General features: G+C 48.4%; 19 protein-coding genes. 11 read left to right on the forward strand and 8 right to left on the reverse strand.

Features of this window, described 5'->3' with window-relative positions:
* Positions 1 to 107: 107 nt before the first annotated feature.
* Positions 108 to 911: an NAD-dependent epimerase/dehydratase family protein gene (locus MIB40_RS05520; RefSeq protein WP_249691764.1), complete on the reverse strand. Its 804-nt coding sequence runs from the start codon at positions 909 to 911 to the stop codon at positions 108 to 110.
* Between the two features lie 21 nt (positions 912 to 932).
* A complete protein-coding gene (locus MIB40_RS05525; RefSeq protein ID WP_249691766.1) occupies positions 933 to 1,877 on the reverse strand; it encodes a dihydrodipicolinate synthase family protein in 945 nt (314 codons plus the stop codon).
* Between the two features lie 346 nt (positions 1,878 to 2,223).
* Between MIB40_RS05525 and MIB40_RS05530 the strand changes: the two genes are divergently transcribed.
* The 11 genes from MIB40_RS05530 (at position 2,224) to MIB40_RS05580 (ending at position 13,579) form a co-directional block, all read left to right on the forward strand.
* Positions 2,224 to 3,210 carry a TRAP transporter substrate-binding protein gene (locus MIB40_RS05530; protein ID WP_249691767.1) on the forward strand — a complete coding sequence of 329 codons (987 nt, stop codon included), beginning with the start codon at positions 2,224 to 2,226 and terminating at the stop codon, positions 3,208 to 3,210.
* Positions 3,211 to 3,290: 80 nt separating this feature from the next.
* A complete protein-coding gene (locus MIB40_RS05535) occupies positions 3,291 to 3,815 on the forward strand; it encodes a TRAP transporter small permease (RefSeq protein ID WP_249691769.1) in 525 nt (174 codons plus the stop codon).
* Between the two features lie 58 nt (positions 3,816 to 3,873).
* Entirely contained in the window at positions 3,874 to 5,157 is a 1,284-nt protein-coding gene (locus MIB40_RS05540; protein ID WP_249691771.1) for a TRAP transporter large permease, read from the forward strand.
* A gap of 6 nt (positions 5,158 to 5,163) precedes the next feature.
* Entirely contained in the window at positions 5,164 to 5,880 is a 717-nt protein-coding gene (locus tag MIB40_RS05545; RefSeq protein ID WP_249691772.1) for a FadR/GntR family transcriptional regulator, read from the forward strand.
* A 69-nt stretch (positions 5,881 to 5,949) separates the two neighbouring features.
* Positions 5,950 to 6,711, forward strand: coding sequence for an SDR family NAD(P)-dependent oxidoreductase (locus MIB40_RS05550; protein WP_249691774.1), 762 nt, complete (start codon positions 5,950 to 5,952; stop codon positions 6,709 to 6,711).
* Between the two features lie 172 nt (positions 6,712 to 6,883).
* Positions 6,884 to 7,846, forward strand: a complete 963-nt coding sequence (locus MIB40_RS05555; protein ID WP_249691775.1) for a sugar kinase — start codon at positions 6,884 to 6,886, stop codon at positions 7,844 to 7,846.
* A gap of 71 nt (positions 7,847 to 7,917) precedes the next feature.
* Entirely contained in the window at positions 7,918 to 8,775 is an 858-nt protein-coding gene (locus MIB40_RS05560; RefSeq protein WP_249691777.1) for an amidohydrolase family protein, read from the forward strand.
* Positions 8,759 to 10,378 (forward strand): aldehyde dehydrogenase (NADP(+)), encoded by a 1,620-nt coding sequence (locus MIB40_RS05565; protein ID WP_249691779.1) that lies wholly within the window; start codon positions 8,759 to 8,761, stop codon positions 10,376 to 10,378. Before MIB40_RS05560 ends, MIB40_RS05565 begins: the two co-directional genes overlap by 17 nt.
* 49 nt (positions 10,379 to 10,427) lie before the next feature.
* A complete protein-coding gene (gene kdgD / locus MIB40_RS05570; protein ID WP_249691781.1) occupies positions 10,428 to 11,327 on the forward strand; it encodes a 5-dehydro-4-deoxyglucarate dehydratase in 900 nt (299 codons plus the stop codon).
* A gap of 2 nt (positions 11,328 to 11,329) precedes the next feature.
* Positions 11,330 to 12,460: a mandelate racemase/muconate lactonizing enzyme family protein gene (locus MIB40_RS05575; protein ID WP_249691783.1), complete on the forward strand. Its 1,131-nt coding sequence runs from the start codon at positions 11,330 to 11,332 to the stop codon at positions 12,458 to 12,460.
* Positions 12,461 to 12,922: 462 nt separating this feature from the next.
* Positions 12,923 to 13,579 carry a class I SAM-dependent methyltransferase gene (locus MIB40_RS05580; protein ID WP_249691785.1) on the forward strand — a complete coding sequence of 219 codons (657 nt, stop codon included), beginning with the start codon at positions 12,923 to 12,925 and terminating at the stop codon, positions 13,577 to 13,579.
* Between the two features lie 197 nt (positions 13,580 to 13,776).
* Here the strand turns inward: MIB40_RS05580 and MIB40_RS05585 are convergent, their stop codons facing one another.
* The 6 genes from MIB40_RS05585 to MIB40_RS05610 form a co-directional block, all read right to left on the reverse strand.
* Complete coding sequence (locus MIB40_RS05585; RefSeq protein ID WP_249691788.1) at positions 13,777 to 14,253, reverse strand: hypothetical protein; 477 nt, start codon at positions 14,251 to 14,253, stop codon at positions 13,777 to 13,779.
* 99 nt (positions 14,254 to 14,352) lie between these two features.
* Positions 14,353 to 14,703, reverse strand: coding sequence for a hypothetical protein (locus MIB40_RS05590; RefSeq protein ID WP_249691790.1), 351 nt, complete (start codon positions 14,701 to 14,703; stop codon positions 14,353 to 14,355).
* A gap of 152 nt (positions 14,704 to 14,855) precedes the next feature.
* Positions 14,856 to 15,077 carry a hypothetical protein gene (locus MIB40_RS05595; protein ID WP_249691792.1) on the reverse strand — a complete coding sequence of 74 codons (222 nt, stop codon included), beginning with the start codon at positions 15,075 to 15,077 and terminating at the stop codon, positions 14,856 to 14,858.
* A gap of 121 nt (positions 15,078 to 15,198) precedes the next feature.
* The gene (locus tag MIB40_RS05600; protein ID WP_249691794.1) at positions 15,199 to 15,756 is read right to left on the reverse strand and encodes a hypothetical protein; all 558 of its coding nucleotides are present in this window, start codon (positions 15,754 to 15,756) and stop codon (positions 15,199 to 15,201) included.
* 462 nt (positions 15,757 to 16,218) lie between these two features.
* Positions 16,219 to 17,409 (reverse strand): hypothetical protein, encoded by a 1,191-nt coding sequence (locus tag MIB40_RS05605; RefSeq protein WP_249691796.1) that lies wholly within the window; start codon positions 17,407 to 17,409, stop codon positions 16,219 to 16,221.
* A 144-nt stretch (positions 17,410 to 17,553) separates the two neighbouring features.
* Complete coding sequence (locus tag MIB40_RS05610; protein WP_249691798.1) at positions 17,554 to 17,958, reverse strand: hypothetical protein; 405 nt, start codon at positions 17,956 to 17,958, stop codon at positions 17,554 to 17,556.
* Positions 17,959 to 18,002 lie beyond the last annotated feature (44 nt).

Consider the following 18,002-nt stretch of genomic DNA (forward strand, 5'->3'; position numbering starts at 1 on the left):
CTCCTTTTTCAATCAAGACGCTGAGGCCATGAGTGGCGAATCGATGATGCCAATTACCAGCTCACGCCTCAAGCCAGGGCCAGCAGATGCTACATTTTTCTGGCACCTTACTGCGGATCTTCAAAGTGGCCACTCGCGGCAAAGGTCCCTCCCTGAAATTCGATCGCGGGATCAAAGGGGTCGACCACTTCATTCACCAGGGCTTCATCGCTGCGAAAAATTTCTGAACTATCCTCAGGTTCCCAGCCAATGTAGGCACTCAGGTGATTGTCCCACCAACACTCTTTATTCGCAGACACTCCGTAGACGATAGCAAACCCAAGCCGATCGACTTCGAGCACACGCTTCATGAGCGCAGTAAGATCGTCATAACTTAACCAGGTAGCCAGCATGCGTCGATTGCGCGGCTTGGGGAAGCTGGATCCAATACGGATACAGGCCGACTCGATCTTGAATTTGTCAAAATAGTAACGAGCCAATAATTCGCCATAGCCTTTTGATACACCATAGAGACTGTCAGGACGCATGGGGGAGCTGGCATCGAGCTGGGTTTCCCGGGTATGAAAGCCGATCACATGATTGGAACTCGCAAACACTATTCTAGATACACCTTTCTGGCGCGCCGCCTCATACAGATTGTAAACACCCCGCAGATTCGCATTCAGAATATTGTCAAAGGTATCTTCCACCGACACCCCGCCCAGATGAATAATCTGGTCAACGCCATCGACCAGTGTCAGCATGGCGCCAAGGTCGGCAAGATCGCACTGCACCACCTCTTCACCCTCTTCTGCCGCGCCCAAATCCGCGATATCAGAGACACGCAGTTTGACCCCGGGCCAGTTACGCAATCGTTTGCGCAGAACCTGACCCAATCCACCGGCGGCGCCAGTCAATAAAATTCGAGACATAGGAATCTCCTGTACAACCCGTTAAGCAACGCTGGACAGCTCGCTATCCAATTTGTAGAGCGCTTTGGCAACTTGCTCCAGACGGTTTTTGGATTCACCTTCAACCACTTCCGATAGCAAAGGCGTCAAAACACCTGTGTCGGCAATATTGGCAAGTTCGACCGCACGATGCAAAACACACAGAGGGCTGTACTGATCGCGCATATCCTCAAGCGGGATAAACAGTTTGCGCAGCTCACGCGCCTTATCGAGATCACCGGCCTGAAGAGCCTTGAGCAATTCGGCTGAAGCGTGGGGAGCGACGCATACCGAACCCGAGGTAAAAGCCCGCAAACCAAAATCGTTCCAATGGGTAATTACCGGGCGCTCTCCGATACCACTGATAATGAGGTCGCTATCAATCAGCTTGCACAGCTCGGTCAGGTAAGGATCATCGACCGGGTGATCCGGATCATCCAGTACTCGTGCGTATTTAATCGCGCAAACTACCTTGTCATCGACCAGACGAGCAACCTGGTCGGGCTCCAGATAACCATCGATTTTGATATAGGCAATCGCCGGCTTACCCATGGCATCGACAAAGCGTCGAATCCCCTCCTCCACGCCTCTGGGTGATTTTGGAAACACCTGGGGTAGCACCATCGCGGTCGGAAAGTCACGCTGGGCAAGCACCTTGGCCTGATCCATCAACTTGCCATAATCGGGCCCGACGGCGGGTATAACCCAGGAATCTTTGGACACCGCGCTGGACAGAAAGTCCAGAATGTAAGGATACTCCCCCATGCTGACATGATAAAAGTTCGCATTGCCACCATACATAAAGGTAGAGACACCCGCTTCCTCAAGATGCCGTATTAACACCTTATTGGCATCCCTGTTAATCGTCAGATCCTCATTGCGACACAGGGGAGGAACAGATAAAACAGACCGCTGAAGATCATCGGTTGTCACGGGTGAGGTTTTCATTTGCCAGGCTCCTAAATTGAATATTTATTGTTCGACCAGTATAAGAAAGACAACTTGTATTACAAGTTAAACTTTAACCATTACCGCTTCAAGGCCAGCACAAAAAGCCACAACCAACTGATATATAACAATTTTATTAACATACAAAGAATTAACGCCCCGGTTAGAACGCTATTTCAAAAGAATAAAAGGTAAAAATAATTGACAAGTGCTTCGACATTGCTAATCTTGTCTGACAAGTCGAGGGTGGGGTCCGCTCTACCGCGAGTATCCGACTGAAGAAAGAAAGCGCGTGAAAAAGTCAGTGCATGCCCAGCATGCTTCTAATAATAAAAAGGAGTTTCGTATGTTCAGTTTAAAAAAGGTCTCTGTCTCTCTCGTACTTGCCGCTACGGCGGCAGCCTGCGCCCTACCGACGCAAGCCGCCGAATGGAAAGGCTGGAATATTCACAAGGCGGGTTATCCCAATACCGTAGCGATGGACGACTTCGCTCGCCTGTTAAACGAAAAAACCGACGGACGTATCAGCCTGAAGATGTACCATGCAGGCACCCTCGGCAGCCAACCCGATGCCATTGAGCAGGTTCGCCTGGGTGGACTGGAAGTGGGCAACTTTAGTCTCGGACCTATAGGCCCTATCGCCAAAGAAGCCAACGTCGTGTCGCTGCCATTTGTGTTTAGCAGCGTCGAGCAAGCCTTCCGCGCGATGGATGGTGAAGTTGGTAAAATGATCAGTGACGGCCTGGAAAAGAAAGGCATTGTTGCCCTGGCTTATCATGACGCCGGCGCTCGTTCTTTCTACAACACTCAAAAGCCCATCACCCAGCCTTCTGATGTCAAAGGCATGAAAATCCGGGTGATGAACAACGATCTCTATTCAGGAATGATTTCTGCCCTGGGTGGCAACCCTTCCCCCATGGCGTTTTCCGAGGTTTACCAGGCCCTGAAAACCAATGTGGTCGATGGCGCCGAAAACAACTACCCCTCCTATGAGTCAACCGGTCACTACGAGGTAGCCGGCTATTACTCTGTTTCCCAGCACCTGATTATTCCCGAATGTGTGTGCATGAATGCGAAAGTATTCAACTCACTTTCCGAAGCAGACCAGAAAGCCGTGCGTGAAGCGGCGGTTGAGTCGGCCATGCTGCAACGCAAGTTGTGGGCCGAGCGCAAGGAAGCCAGCCGCGCTAAAGCCGTCGCGGCCGGTGTAAAGATCAATGAGATCTCTGACAAAGGCGCCTTCCAGTCAGCCATGCAGTCTGTTCATGAAAAGTATCTGGGTGACAATCCTGACTTGAAGCCTCTGGTCCAAATGATCAAAGACACCAAGTAAACAACGCACCATTGTGTAGATAGCCATCAACATTGATGTTTGGTGGCTATCCTGTTTTCACTGCTTTAATGGCGTTGATTATGTCACTCGAAAACAATACTTGTAAAAAACAACTCTGGGAACGCCTGCTCGATCGCCTCTGTGATCTTTGCATTGTGATCAGTGGTGTCTCTCTGGTGATCCTGACCATTATCTTTGGTTGGTTGGTGTATGGACGATATGTACTCAATGCAACGCCTACCTGGGTCGAACAGGTTTCGCTATTACTGATCATGTTTATCGCTTTCCTGGGCGCATCAGTAGGGATCCATAAAAACACCCACCTGGGAGTCTCCCTGTTTCGCGAAATCAGCCCTCGACCTGTGCGTAAAACGTTTGAGCTGATTTCCTACCTGACCCTGGCAGGCTTTGGTCTGGTGATGATGGTAAACAGCTACGATCTGGTGATGTTCAAATGGGGCAACGATATTCCGTTGTTGAATATCCCCGAAGGAATTCGCGCGATCCCAATCATGCTCTGTGGTGCATTCACGTTCCTTTTTTCGCTCGGTCATCTCGTACATTTTTTCAAAGGCGTTGATGAAACATCGAGCCTTGTCGAATAGGGCCATCGATTCGAACAATCGATTCAGACAACTGATTCACTTATAAGGTAATTGCTAAATGGGTTTGTTCATACTTTTAGCCATATTTTTTGTTTGCGTTGTTATCGGTCTCCCGGTGGCCTTTGCCCTGGGCATCGCAGCGGTTGGCACCTTTTTTTATGAAGGCTTACCCTTGTTGATCGCTTTTCAGCGCATTGTTTCCGGTATCAATATTTTTTCTCTGATGGCAATTCCATTCTTTATTTTTGCCGGAGAACTAATGTTTCACGGCGGAATTGCAGCCAGACTGGTGAGATTTGCTTCCGCCGCAGTAGGGGCAGTTCGAGGCGGACTGGGCATCGTCAATGTCTTCTCTTCCATGCTGTTTGGCGGCATATCCGGCTCGGCAATTGCGGACATTTCAGCCCTGGGTTCCATATTGATCCCCGTCATGAAGGAGAAAGGGTACGACGACGATTACGCCGTCAACGTCACGGTCACCTCCTCCGTAGCCGGTATCCTGATTCCTCCCAGCCACAACGTGATTCTGTTTGCTGTGGCTACAGGCGGCGGGGTCTCGATCTCGCAACTGTTCCTGGCGGGCGTAGTACCCGGCATCCTGATGTGTGTTTGCCTGGCCGTAGCCGCTTATGTGATTGCCGTTCGCAGAGGGTATCGCGCCGAAGTATTCCCCGGTTTCTATGCCCTGTTCCTGAGTTTCGTGGGAGCGATTCCGGGCCTGATGACCGCGGTAATTATTGTCGGCGGTGTCTTGAGCGGCATCTTTACGGTAACCGAGTCTGGCGCCTTTGGGGTTATTTATGCCTTCCTGGTGACCGTGATCGTCTATCGCTCATTAAACTGGGAGAACTTCAAGACAGCGGTGGTTAACTCGGTCAGAACAACCTCCATGGTGATGATCCTTATCGCTTGCGCCGCCGCGTTCGCTTATATGCTGACATTCTTCCAGGTACCCACCCGGATGATCGATTTCATGTACGGGATTTCTGACAACCCCATCGTTATTATTCTCCTGATCAACCTGATGTTACTGGTGCTGGGCATGGTGATGGATATGGCCGCATTGATCCTGATCTGCACTCCTATCTTTCTTCCGGTAGCGATAGCAATTGGCATGGATCCCATCCAGTTCGCTATGGTTATGATGATGAACCTTGGCTTGGGACTCTGTACACCGCCCGTAGGCTCCTGCTTATTTGTTGGCTGTGTCGTGGGCGAGGTTCCGATGGAGCGAGCAGTGAAAAGTATTTGGCCGTTCTATTTGGCCATCCTTTCTGCATTGATGCTTACCACCTTTATTCCAGCAATTTCGCTGACATTACCAAACTGGCTTGTAGGGTAAAAAAACATGGTAGAACTGAATCTCAATATTCGAAAAGGCGAGAAGCTGGCGGATCAACTGTACGGACAGATTCTGCAAAAGCTCGTGTCGGGAGAACTCAAGGAAGGCGACAAGCTGCCATCGGAAAACGAAATATCAAGATTATTCAGTGTTTCCCGTCCCGTAATTCGAGAAGCACTCACTCGCTTACAAGCGGATGGTCTGGTGTACTCTCGCCAAGGTGCAGGAACCTTCGTCAAGGCTCGCCCTCCGGAAGGTTTAACCAGGTTTGCAGAAGCCTCCGATGTAGCCGGACTGCTGCGCTGCTTCGAAGCCCGTATGCCGTTTGAAGGCGCCGCCGCCAGCCTTGCGGCCCAACGGGCAACACCGGAAGATATTGAAATAATCGGCGAGGCCCTGCGCGTTTTCGAGGATGGACTTAACGGCGAAGGTATTCCCGATAACGCTGATTACAATTTTCATATGGCCATTGCCAAGGCAACCGGGAATGAGTTTTACGTCAACATCCTTTCCCTGCTGCATACCTCGATGGTATCCGGCATTCGCGTGGCGCTAAAGATCACCAAAGGCGGTACGCAAAAACGTATGGAACAGGTTTGCCGCGAACATCGCGCGATTTTTGATGCGATTGCCACTGGCGATGCCGAGGCTGCGGACCTGGCCATGCGATATCACATTCACAGTGCTCGTACTCGCGTTACCAACCACCTTCGTGATCAGTAATAAACTGAAGTAACAGGGTTTGAGTCAATCTTTCTCAACAGGAACATAACGAATTATGGAGACCGAACAATGATGAATGATTACAAAGATAAAGTGGTTCTGGTTACCGGCGCCAGCACCGGTATTGGCGCCGCCGTCGCCACAGGTTTTGCAAATTGTGGCGCAAAGGTTGCCATCCACTATGGTAACAGTGAAGAGCAGGCTCAGGCCGTACAGGATGAGATTACCAAAGCTGGCGGTACGGCTAAAATTTTTCAGGCTGATGTACGCTCCTCCGAAGCCAACCGTAAACTGATCAGCGATGTGGTGGCCGAGTATGGTCGTCTGGATGTCGTCGTCTCCAACGCTGGAGGTTTAGTCAAACGGGCTGGCTTGCAAGAGATCACCAACGATCTTTACGACGAAGTAATGAACCTCAATGTCCGGTCGGTGATGGAGCTGTGCTCGGCGGCCATCCCTCACCTGATTGAAACCCAGGGCAATGTGATTATTACCGGCTCCCTGGCGGCGCACGTCGGCGGTGGTGCTGGAGCCAGCATTTATGCCGCGGCCAAGGCGGCCGTCCATAATATGGTACGCGCTTATGCGAAAGAATTTGCCGAACAGGGGGTGCGCTTTAACGCCGTGTCGCCCGGCACTATCTACACCCTGTTCCATCAAGTCCACACCCCGGAGAATGTTTTGGAAGGTATCAAGCAATCGATTCCCCTGAAACGTCTCGGTACGCCTGACGATTGTGTTGGCACCTATCTTTACTTGGGATCGAATGCCCTATCGGGCTATGTAACCGGCCAGGCTATAGAGGTGAACGGGGGACAGTTGATGCCTTAAGGCATCAATCACTCACCTCTATTTTCTTGGGAATGAAGAGGCGCAGACATTCATCACTCCCTAACCGCTGCACCTCTTCTTTTGCTCCCGGGGTCTAACGATCCTATCCCCCGGGGGCGTTTTTTTATCAAGTCTGACACACTTTTTTCGATCAATGGATGGGTTTTAATCAGTGAGTAAGCATGCAAAAAAAATCGCCTGCATTGGCGAATGTATGATCGAGATGTCACCCGCCGGACCTGGATTATTCAAACAGGGATTTGCAGGAGACACGTTCAATACGGCAGTCTATTTCAAACGCCAATTTGGTGCGGCGTTTGATGTGGAATATGTTACAGCCCTGGGAGACGACCCGCTCAGCCAAGCCATGATCGATCAGTTTGACAGGGAACAGATCTCCACCGATCTGGTTCGCATCATACCCGACAAACAGCCGGGTCTTTATGTTATTGAGAACGACGCACAAGGTGAGCGTTTTTTTCATTACTGGCGTAAACAATCTGCAGCCTGTTCAACGTTCAAAGGTTTAACCGCCTACAACATCTATAAATTATTCGAACCCTTTGACCTGATTTACCTGTCCGGTATTTCGTTGGCCATACTGGATAACCAACAACGCACCAACCTGCTGGCCGCGCTTCACCGCTTGAAGAAAACCACGACCATCGCTTTTGATCCCAACTATCGGCCTGCCCTGTGGCCAAGTAAAGAAGTATGCGCCATCACGTTTCAAGCGATGGCCGAAAACTGCAGCATTGTTTTATCCACCTTTGAGGACGACCAGGCCATCTGGAATGATCCTGAACCAGTTCACGCCATTAACCGCTGGCGCGATTGGGGCGCAGAAGAGGTGGTCATTAAAAATGGCGCCCAGGGCTGCACCCTGTTGGCAAACGATATCCTGGCCGAGGCCCCCGTACCTCGTGCTATTGCTCCTGTTGATACAACCGGCGCCGGAGATTCTTTTTGCGCTGGCTACTGCGGTGCCCGCCTGCTCGGTAACGACTACGTACAGGCGGCCGAATTGGGCCATAACATTGCGGCGCAAGTAATCCAGCATCCCGGTGGTGTAATCCATTCCGATCGTTGGACAGCAGTGAGCGAACCCTATGGACAGGTCTCCAATGGAGCCTGAATACAGCGGGACAAACGATGACGCTCAAGGCGCTGTCCCGAATTGCCCCAACTTCTACAAGGCGGCTAAACATGTTTAGGACTCTTGCCGGACCAGCACCGAGCATTGCGCTGCCCAAAGGCACCATCGATTGCCATATGCATCTGTTCGACAGCCGTTACCCGGAGCCAAAAGAGGGGCCGGCGGGGCCCGCTCATGACGCCCCCATTTCCGACTATCAACAACTGCAAACCTGGCTCGGTATCGATCGCGTTGTCATTGTGCAGGGAAACGCCTACCACAAGGATAACCGTTGCACTCTGGATGCGCTGGCGCATTACGGTGACAAGGCTCGTGCCGTGGTCGCCGTCGACGTTTCCATTACCGATGACGAACTCCAGAAAATGACTCAGCTGGGAGTTCGTGGTGCGCGCATCATGGATCTCCTGCAGGGTGCTGTCGGGCTCGATGAAATGCTCGAGGTCAATGCCCGAGTACAGCCCTTTGGTTGGAGCCTGATCATTCAGTTTGACGGTCGCAGCATTGTCGAACGCGCCCCCTTACTGGAGCAAATTCAGGGCGACTATGTGATCGATCATATCGGCAAATTCTTACGCCCGGTGAGCCCGGACAGCAACGAATTCCACAGCCTGTTGCGCCTGATTGATCGCGGTAATTGCTACGTAAAAATTGCCGCCTGCTACGAAACCTCATTATCCGGCCACCCCAAATACGATGATGTCGCGTTACTCGCCAAGGCATTGATTGAGCACGCACCCGAACGGGTAATCTGGGGCACAAACTGGCCCCATTTGATGTCGCAATCCGCACAAACCTATCCGGACGACAGGCATTTAGTAGACCTTGCCAACAGCTGGGCCGGCAGCCCTGCCAACCGGCAAAAACTTTTCGTTGATAACCCGGCCAGACTTTATGGCTTCACTTCTTAAGGCGGACAAGCAGATCATGACTTCGTTAACCGGACAGCATTACATTGCAGGTCAATGGGTAGAAAACGATGATTTTTTCCAATCGTTTAACCCTAAAACCTCTGAACACAATCCCACTCGCTTCTCTAACGCCACCTCGGCTCAGGTCAATGACGCGGTTGTTGCTGCCACGGAAGCGGCCAGCCAGTTTGCCAATCTTTCGATTGCCGACAGAGCCGCCTTTCTGCGAAAGATTGCTGATGAGATCGAGGTGTGCGGTGACCAGATTACTGAAACAGCTCATGCTGAAACAGCATTACCCATTCCGCGCCTCGAAGGCGAACGGGGCCGAACCCTGAATCAATTGCGCTTTTTTGCCAATTGGATTGAAGAAGGAAGCTGGCTCGATGCCCGTATTGACCAGGCCGATCCCGAGCGTACACCTTTAGCCAAACCAGATATTCGCACTCAGAATCAGCCTCTGGGTCCCGTCGCCATTTTTGGCGCAAGCAACTTTCCTCTGGCGTTCTCAACCGCCGGCGGTGATACCGCTTCAGCGTTGGCAGCCGGCTGCCCAGTGGTTGTTAAATCCCACCCGGCGCATCCAGGCACCAGTGAACTGGTCGCCGGTGCCATCGCCAGGGCGATCCAACACTGCCGTTTGCCCGCCGGAGTATTCAGCCTGTTGCAGGGCAATAGCCATAGCCTGGGTGCCGCACTGGTTTCTCACCCTGGCATCAAGGCGGTGGGTTTTACCGGTTCGCTGGCCGGAGGACGAGCACTCTATGATCTGGCAACCCGACGCAAGGAACCCATTCCTTTTTTTGGTGAACTTGGCAGTATTAATCCGGTCTTTTTATTGCCGCACAATCTCTCCCACAAAGCGTCCGCTATCGGCGAAGCCTGGGCCCAGTCACTGACTCTGGGTGTGGGGCAATTTTGCACCAATCCAGGCGTTATTGTGACGCTGGCTGGTGACAATTACGACACCTTTAAAAACCGGGCTGTCGAGACATTAAAGCAAACATCTGCACAGCCCATGCTCACCGAACAGATAGCCGGTCATTACTATTCCGGTATCAGCCAGCTCAATAAAAATCCAAACTTGCGCTGTCTGTTAGCGCCTCAGGATAGCGTTGGCAGCTGTTTCTCTGCACCCGCGCTATTCGAATGCGACGCAACGAACTGGTTGACTGATCCGACCTTGCAGGATGAAACATTCGGCCCCTGCGCTATCATCGTGGTCTGCCAATCGGTTGATCAAATGCTTCAGGTTGCAACAGGCTTGAGCGGACAACTGACGGCCACGCTGCATATGGCCCCGGAAGACAACGACGAGGCTCAGAGCCTGATTCCATTGCTCAGCGAAAAAGCCGGCAGAGTACTGATTAACAGCTTCCCAACCGGCGTAGAGGTGTGCCATTCGATGGTCCATGGCGGCCCCTACCCGGCCAGCACCAATGCACAAAGCACCTCTGTCGGCACGCTGGCAATACGCCGTTTCCTGCGTCCGGTTTGTTATCAGGATGTTCCTGACAAGCTATTGCCACCAGCACTTCAAAACAGCAACCCGCTGAACATAACGCGCCTTATTGATGGCGCCTATCGCGGAGACGCACTGTAGCCAACCCGGCATACTGTCTTAACCCGACTGCAGATATAAGGATAAAAAAATGAATCCACAAGCGTTGAAAGCAACCCTGGGCTCGGGACTATTATCCTTTCCCGTCACTCATTTCGATCGCTCCCTGAATTTTGATCGGCCCGCGTATCAGGAACATATTGCCTGGCTATCCCAATACAAAGCCGCCGCGCTGTTTGCCGCCGGTGGCACGGGGGAGATGTTTTCATTGAGTCCTGAAGAGATCTCCAGCGTGGTTCTGGCCGCCAAGGAAGCCGCCGGGGATACTCCCATTATCTCGGGCTGTGGTTACGGCACCCGCATGGCGGTCGATATTGCTCGAGCCGTTCAGGACCAAGGAGCCGATGGCATTCTGCTGTTACCACATTATCTGATTGGCGCCACCCAGGAGGGTTTGTTCAACCACATTAGTGCTGTCTGCAACGCGGTAGATATTGGCGTGATTATTTATAACCGGGCCAATTCTATTGTGAACGCACAAACCCTGCAGCGGCTTACCGAACACTGCCCCAACCTGATTGGATTCAAGGATGGCACCGGGGATATCAACCTGGTTCGTGAAATTGTCGCACGCTGTGGCGATCGCCTAAGCTATATTGGTGGCATGCCAACCCACGAAATGTATGCCCAAGCCTATGATGCGATGGGTGTCACCACTTATTCTTCCGCCGTATTCAATTTTGTACCTCAACTGGCACTGGATTTTTACACCGCCATGCGGGCCAAGGATGAAACCTGTATGGAACAATTGTTGCTCAATTTTTTCTATCCCTTTATGGAGATACGCAACCGCCAGCCGGGCTACGCCGTCTCCATTGTAAAAGGCGGGCTAAAAGCCATTGACCGTGATCCCGGTTCCGTTCGACCTCCGCTTTCCGACCTGACAGATGAAGAAGTAGATTTGCTACGAGCCCTTATTCAGAGCCAATAAGCATGCGTATTCAAAAGATTATTCCTCATATTTTGCACCATAATCTGGAGCAACCGTTCGAATCCTCTTTCTCTACCTTTCGCGCTCGAACACATTGCCTTGTTGAGATGGTTTGTGACAACGGTTTGATTGGCTGGGGGGAATGTTTGGGGCCGGCCACCATCAATGCGGCCATTATCGATGCCATGTCATCCATGGTCATCGGCCGAAATCCTCTGGATATCGAACCCATCTGGCTCGATATCTACAATCAATACCGCGACCAGGGACAACGGGGAGTCATACAGACCGCTCTCAGCGGTATTGATATCGCCTTATGGGACATTGCCGGTCAACATTTTCAGGCACCCATTTACCAATTAATGGGCGGTGCCTTTCGCACGTCGATTCCGGCTTATGCTACCGGAGGCTTCCGGCCAACCGGGCAAGACCATGCGGAATCCTGCGCTAAAGAGATGGCCGGCTATGTCGCCGAGGGATTTGGGGCCGTTAAAATCAAGATTGGCTATGGTCTTGCCAGTGACCTTGCCACTATCAAAGCGGTACGTGAAGCCATCGGCCCTGACATCGAATTAATGATCGATGCCAACCACGGTTACGATGCCATTGATGCGATCGCCCTGGGACGCGAAGCGGCTCAATACAATATCGCCTGGTTTGAAGAGCCGGTGGTTCCGGAGGCGCTGGCGGCCTACAGGGACGTTCGTGCGGCCCAACCCATCCCCGTGGCTGCCGGAGAAACCTGGCACGGCCGCTGGGCGATGGATCAAGCCCTCAATCAACGCTGCGTTGATATACTGCAACCCGACATCTGTGGTCTGGGAGGTTTAAGTGAAGGGCGCAAGATCATTACCCTGGCGGATACCTATCAGGTACGTCTGGTACCTCATGTGTGGGGAACGGCAGTCGCCTTGGCAGCAGGCCTTCACTTTCATGCCATTTTGCCGCCCTCGCCGCCATCACATGAAAGCAGGTCACCTTTACTGGAGTTCGATCGTACCCATAACCCATTCCGGCAAGCCATTGTCGAAACCCCTATTGAGCATCATCAAGGCCGGGTAAAGGTACCAGACGGTCCGGGGTTGGGGATCGAAATCAATCGTGAAGCATTGCAACAGTTTAAAATGACATAATCTATTCCGATTATTTATTCGTTAACGCGGGAGAAAGATCAGGCCTTGCTTGCACGTTTTGTTATGGCTTTTTTCCGCCTTAATTCAACAAAAATTCGAGGCGTTGATCTGCTTTTTTCGGCGCTATTTCCAAACTTTCAGCAGTAACAAGATTACTCCGCGACGAAAGTATCATTGGCAACTCTCTGCTTCAGCTCTTCTAGGGCTCCTCTAATTAAGATGATGTACATCAGTTATGTCCTTATAGCTTGATAGATCCTGGTGGTCGGCAGCGAGAACACCCCAGTATGCGGCAAACGCCACGCAGCGGTGTCTGTTCGGTGAAAGCGCGCAGCGTTGGAACGAACATCACTGATTTGTAAAATGCTTTGTATTCCACACCAATGTCTATATGCTAACCGGACTTCGTTTTGTCACTTATCCTTGATAGCTGGCCAAGCACCATCTTATTGAGGCTAGCAAATGACAAACCCCCGATTATCTTACCAAACCATTGAGTTTGGAAAAATTGACATTCATCTTTGCACTTTGAGAAACATACAGGAATTTCACGACCCTAACGATACAGCAAAAAATTTAGGGATTTCTTCCGCAACATGGCCCATCTTTGGTGTCGTTTGGCCTTCAAGTCTTGTTCTTGCTCACTACATGCTTGATTACGATATCGGCGCCAAGCGAACCCTTGAAATTGGATGCGGCACAGCAATAAGCAGCCTATTACTAAACAAGCAAAACATCGATATTACCGCGACTGACTACCATCCAGAGGTAGAAAAGTTTCTTGTTCGGAATACTCATCTTAACGGTGATAACATCATTCCATTTGAGAGAACCAACTGGGGCGACAACGATGACAAGCTTGGTCGTTTTGATTTAATTATCGGTAGCGATTTGCTCTACGAAGACGAACATATAACGTTACTATCTGAATTCATCAACGCTCATTCAAACCCACAATGTGAAGTCATCATTGTCGACCCAGGCAGAGGCCGAAAAAACAAACTCGCAAAGAATCTCTCTGAACAGGGTTATAAAGCCACGTTCTCTAAACCCATAAATACAGATTATCTAGAAAACGAATTCAAGGGACGTATTTTAAGATTTGCGCGCAAAGGCTAGCACATTTAGCGTCTGTTCAGTAATACATTGAACAGACAGACTCTCGATAGGTGTTTGGTACAGCCCCCCCAAAGGCAAGCCCACCCTGAAATTATCACAAGCAGTGAAAAAAGGTGTTTCTAATAAACAACAGCACTGAGCAAGTGCTGTTTTAGGGTCTTTTTGTTTCTTTACAAGGTCCGGTCGTATAGGTGTTATCACATATCGTCTTCGTCGATTAGCCCTAGAAGATCGTCTTCCTCTAAATAACCTTCACTTTTTACCTTTTGATGAAAATTATTTAAGTACTCTTCAAGGCTGGCTTGGATAATCGGCTCCACACCTAAATCAAGTTCGCAAAATACCCAAGAGTTATCAATCTTTGCATAGCCAAGTTGCTGTCTACCTGGTGATTGAAAAATTGGAATGAAGACCTGCGCAGTTTTACCAAGCTTGTAAGATTTTAAAGAACCTGGATCTATCACGGCATCTGAACGGCAAGCAGGTAAGAGTCTATATAAACCAAATACTCCATCGGATTTTTCATTTTCATGTGAGATAAGCGTATATAGTGAGTAGTAATCTTCAGGTAGTTCTAACGAGCGAAAATCTTCAAGACCTTCAGCAGGTGAAAAATTAAGAAGGCTATAGGCATTCGGATAAATTGATTTCAAATCCTTAAATATTATTTCCATGTCCGATTTCCTGATGAGTGATAACGTTCCAAAAATGGGCCGGAAAACTGCGCATCGGTTTGGAGGTCCAGCCCCAACGGGGCGACACTGATTGGCTTGTTATATGCCACACGCATTCCCCTTAGTGAATTCGAGTAATACATCAAGAACATCCATTTCTTGAAACTTTTTGTTTGAGTTAACGAATGCTACAAACTCTTTAGGAAGAGTGTTGGGATTGAAAGACCTACATAATGAAACAGGGTTATCATTCAAGCGAGATTGTTCCACTGCTCCCGCCTGATACCCGAGTAATAGCATTGTGCAGCTAGCGATAGCTGACTGACTATCCATTCCTTCATGTACACCGGAACAAATTCCTCGCCAAGTAAGTCCATCGCCTAACGTAAATGCCGTTGCTTGCGCTGAAGTACTTGATAACAGAAACACAAAAATTGCTAAATGTTTCACTAAACACTCCCCTGCATATAACGCCTTTATTTGGGGCGGACTTGGAGTTGTTTGAGTTGCGCTAGCGTAGCGATAAGCGCATAAGCAAACAACGGAAAGGCCGTCCCAGCCATGCGTCTTTTGCATGGCGACTACAGCCGCTTGTTAGATTTTTAGCCCTTTATCACTACTTTTTTAAAAGATGCGACCTTTAAACCCACAACTACTAAGGCAGCTATTAATATACCTTGTAGAGCAGCAATTATTGGGGTTGAAATGACAGCCACCCATACTTGGGGTGGAGGCTCAGGAGAAAGCAGACCTACCAATGCCATTAAGGGCATAAATATTATAGTTACCCCTACAGTCCATCCCTTCCAAACATCCTTGAACATAAATCAGTTTTCCATTCCTAGTGAAATCTAACGCCGCAATATGGGGCGTATTAAGCTTGGCCAAAATCAGCGAAGAATGAGCGCCAGCCAAGCTTTAGACGCCTCATTCATAATTGCCTTGTTATATTGCGTACCACCGAATAAGTTCAATAAGTAGATAAATAGAACTTACAGCCCCCATAAACATTAAGAAGCCAACAAATTTTAGTACGATAGGTTTAGGCTGTTTTTGCAGTAGTACAGGCACAGCCTTTGCTGGTCCTTCGTCAGACTCAATATGAGTATTTATATTTTGCCAGCGAACAGGCTCATAATATAAATAAGAAATAGTTATTTCCTTTTTGGGTGTTACAACAGGGAATACCATTTCTTTACCACCACCGGGCAAATCTTTTATTTCATATTCAATATCAGGGAATACATTGACGTTTGGGAGTTGATTGTGACCCAAACGTACATTTTGAGCCGACTTGCTACCATTGTTTCTTAGTACCACTGAATGCGTATTAACGATTACTTGTGGTTGGTCTTCTTTTTGCTCCAATTTATGGGATGCTGCGTGCCCTAAATAAACTACCAATTTCTCTTTATTTTCTAGAAGCCGGTTTATTGCAATACCAAGCAACAAAGTAACTATAGGAACAGCTACTTTTACAACGATATCAATATTTACATCCATTGTTTGAATTAACTCCTAGCAATATAACGCCTTTATGTGGGGCGGCTTGAGCGTAGCGTAAGACGTCCCAGCCACGTAGTGGCGACAACATAAACTTGTTAAGTGTCTTTGTTACTACTGTCTTTCTTTGAGCCATTTTTTAGAGCAGACTTTATGCAAATCAGTTTGTGAGTGTAATCGCCTCTAGGGCCACGATTTTGGAGCTCTATATCTTGTGGTCGAGTGTTATCCGATACGAAAAAATACAGTAAAGGTCCGACAAAAGGAACTAGTGTAACTGCCGATATTAGGATCTTAAACACAAGATACTTCTCGCGAACCCAAATTCTGGGCAGGAGCAAAAGCGACACCAAGCTTGAAAGAGCAATGTATATTCGTATGTCATCCATGATTTACACTTAACGCCGTGCTCTGCGGAATTTCAGGAGCGCTAGCTAGCAAATTTTCCATAGCAGAACCTTGTTAAGTCTTTTTGTTAATTACAGGTAGTAGTTGATCATCAATAAATTGATTAGGCTTCCAACCTGAAAGCAGCTTATCCAAATAGAACGTGTCTAGCGCACCTAAAGATAAGCCAGCTACTGTTCCTAAACCACCAGTAAGAGTTGCATCTGCAGCTAACCCTAAGCCTGTAAAAACACTAAACCTAGCCGTTTTTCCGGGGAGTTTGTCTGCTACAGTCTCTTTCGTTACTTCTGCATAATACTCTTTAATAAGATCACTTTCAGGGCTCTTTTTGGTCAACCAAGATTTAAATTTATGTGATTTTTCGATTATTTGGATAACATCTTTGGCTGTGATTTTCTTGTTATTTACAGCATCACGTAACTTTTGTGCATTATCTAAAGCGAAATCACTGAAGTTATTTATCTTTTCTTCCGTCTTGTAGCTTTGCTCAAAGATATAGTCAAACTTATTCTTGGCCAAGGTAGAACTTATTTGGCTAGCTGCGATTTCAGATACATTATTTGAGGCGAAACACAGCTCTTTTTCTAGATCTAAAACCTCAGCCAATATTGAAGCAGGAGTTAGAGAAGAATGTGTAGCCGGTACAAACTTATGATAAACCTGATTTAGAATTAGAAAATTAGTGTTGGTAGAAACTACTATCCCTCTATCCTGTTTTTCAGTTTGAAATCTAAGACCAGAAAGGTCTACTGAACCATTAAGTTTCGAGTTCAGGACTAAGTTAGCGGCTGTTTGGATATATTGTTGATTTAAAATTGAGTGTCTAGTTCCATCCAATATTGAATGGTCATGATTAGTAACCTTTATTTTGTCTTGTATTTTATTAGCTAAACGTCGCCCTTTTCCGGCCTTTCCTGTCACTTCAACAATTTGTTTTCTTAGAACATCTTGGTATAGGTGTTGAGGTGATGACATTTCTACAACATCATAAAACTGTCTAGAGCCTTCTGTATTAGTACTTACACCAACCATCGATTCAGTGTAAATTATATGGAGAACATTGGAATCCAGCAGCTCAATTAACCCATCTACTCCAAAGTACTTTATTAGTTGTTTAAGTATTCCTTGAGACGCAATGACATATGTGGATTTATAGAAAATCATGCACTCAGCAAGATGCCCAAGATCAATTGGATTGTTTCCATCAAGCTTATTTTGAGTGGCAAATGTAATTCTATCGAACAATGTCTAATTCCTTATGACATTTAAACGCCGCATAATAGGCACCAAAACCACGCGGCGATTTGGTTAAACTTGAGCGGAGCACTAAACTAAATCGCCGCGTGGTTTTGGTGTCCCAGCGAGCCTGCGAGCGACTTGATGCGATTGTTATGAGCCTTTCCATTCGTTTTTATTCCTAACAATGGTAATGGCTCCGCACACAGCAGTTAAACCAACACTTGCAAGATAAAAATTACTTTCTGAACTTACAGCCGAAGCGAGTTTAAGTAAAACACCCAAGACTCCAATGATATAGCCAACGAAAATTACGGCTTTATTTGATGGGGGCTGTCTTTGAGTAAAAAAAGAACGGTAACAGACAACGCCTGAAATCAGCCATAGTGCTAGAGGTAAAATACTGACGATCACTGACTTCACACCCGGATTACGAAAAATATTTATCAACGCAGCAACTAATAGAACAGTTACAACACAGAAAACTAAAGCAGAGAGAGCACGAGCAACTACTTGCTCCCTTCTTGTTGGCTTTCGTGCTATATCCCAATCACTCATATTTTTTCCAGAGGCTCATAACAATTTATTATCACGACCATACA

This window comes from Aestuariirhabdus haliotis (genome assembly GCF_023509475.1).
GTDB classification, from domain to species: domain Bacteria; phylum Pseudomonadota; class Gammaproteobacteria; order Pseudomonadales; family Aestuariirhabdaceae; genus Aestuariirhabdus; species Aestuariirhabdus haliotis.

Coding starts and splice junctions, on each gene's coding strand:
- MIB40_RS05520 (WP_249691764.1), bottom strand. CDS start 911: ATGTCTCGAATTTTATTGACTGGCGCCGCCGGTGGATTGGGTCAGGTT.
- MIB40_RS05525 (WP_249691766.1), bottom strand. CDS start 1,877: ATGAAAACCTCACCCGTGACAACCGATGATCTTCAGCGGTCTGTTTTA.
- MIB40_RS05530 (WP_249691767.1), top strand. CDS start 2,224: ATGTTCAGTTTAAAAAAGGTCTCTGTCTCTCTCGTACTTGCCGCTACG.
- MIB40_RS05535 (WP_249691769.1), top strand. CDS start 3,291: ATGTCACTCGAAAACAATACTTGTAAAAAACAACTCTGGGAACGCCTG.
- MIB40_RS05540 (WP_249691771.1), top strand. CDS start 3,874: ATGGGTTTGTTCATACTTTTAGCCATATTTTTTGTTTGCGTTGTTATC.
- MIB40_RS05545 (WP_249691772.1), top strand. CDS start 5,164: ATGGTAGAACTGAATCTCAATATTCGAAAAGGCGAGAAGCTGGCGGAT.
- MIB40_RS05550 (WP_249691774.1), top strand. CDS start 5,950: ATGATGAATGATTACAAAGATAAAGTGGTTCTGGTTACCGGCGCCAGC.
- MIB40_RS05560 (WP_249691777.1), top strand. CDS start 7,918: ATGTTTAGGACTCTTGCCGGACCAGCACCGAGCATTGCGCTGCCCAAA.
- MIB40_RS05565 (WP_249691779.1), top strand. CDS start 8,759: ATGGCTTCACTTCTTAAGGCGGACAAGCAGATCATGACTTCGTTAACC.
- kdgD (WP_249691781.1), top strand. CDS start 10,428: ATGAATCCACAAGCGTTGAAAGCAACCCTGGGCTCGGGACTATTATCC.
- MIB40_RS05575 (WP_249691783.1), top strand. CDS start 11,330: ATGCGTATTCAAAAGATTATTCCTCATATTTTGCACCATAATCTGGAG.
- MIB40_RS05580 (WP_249691785.1), top strand. CDS start 12,923: ATGACAAACCCCCGATTATCTTACCAAACCATTGAGTTTGGAAAAATT.
- MIB40_RS05585 (WP_249691788.1), bottom strand. CDS start 14,253: ATGGAAATAATATTTAAGGATTTGAAATCAATTTATCCGAATGCCTAT.
- MIB40_RS05595 (WP_249691792.1), bottom strand. CDS start 15,077: ATGTTCAAGGATGTTTGGAAGGGATGGACTGTAGGGGTAACTATAATA.
- MIB40_RS05600 (WP_249691794.1), bottom strand. CDS start 15,756: ATGGATGTAAATATTGATATCGTTGTAAAAGTAGCTGTTCCTATAGTT.
- MIB40_RS05610 (WP_249691798.1), bottom strand. CDS start 17,958: ATGAGTGATTGGGATATAGCACGAAAGCCAACAAGAAGGGAGCAAGTA.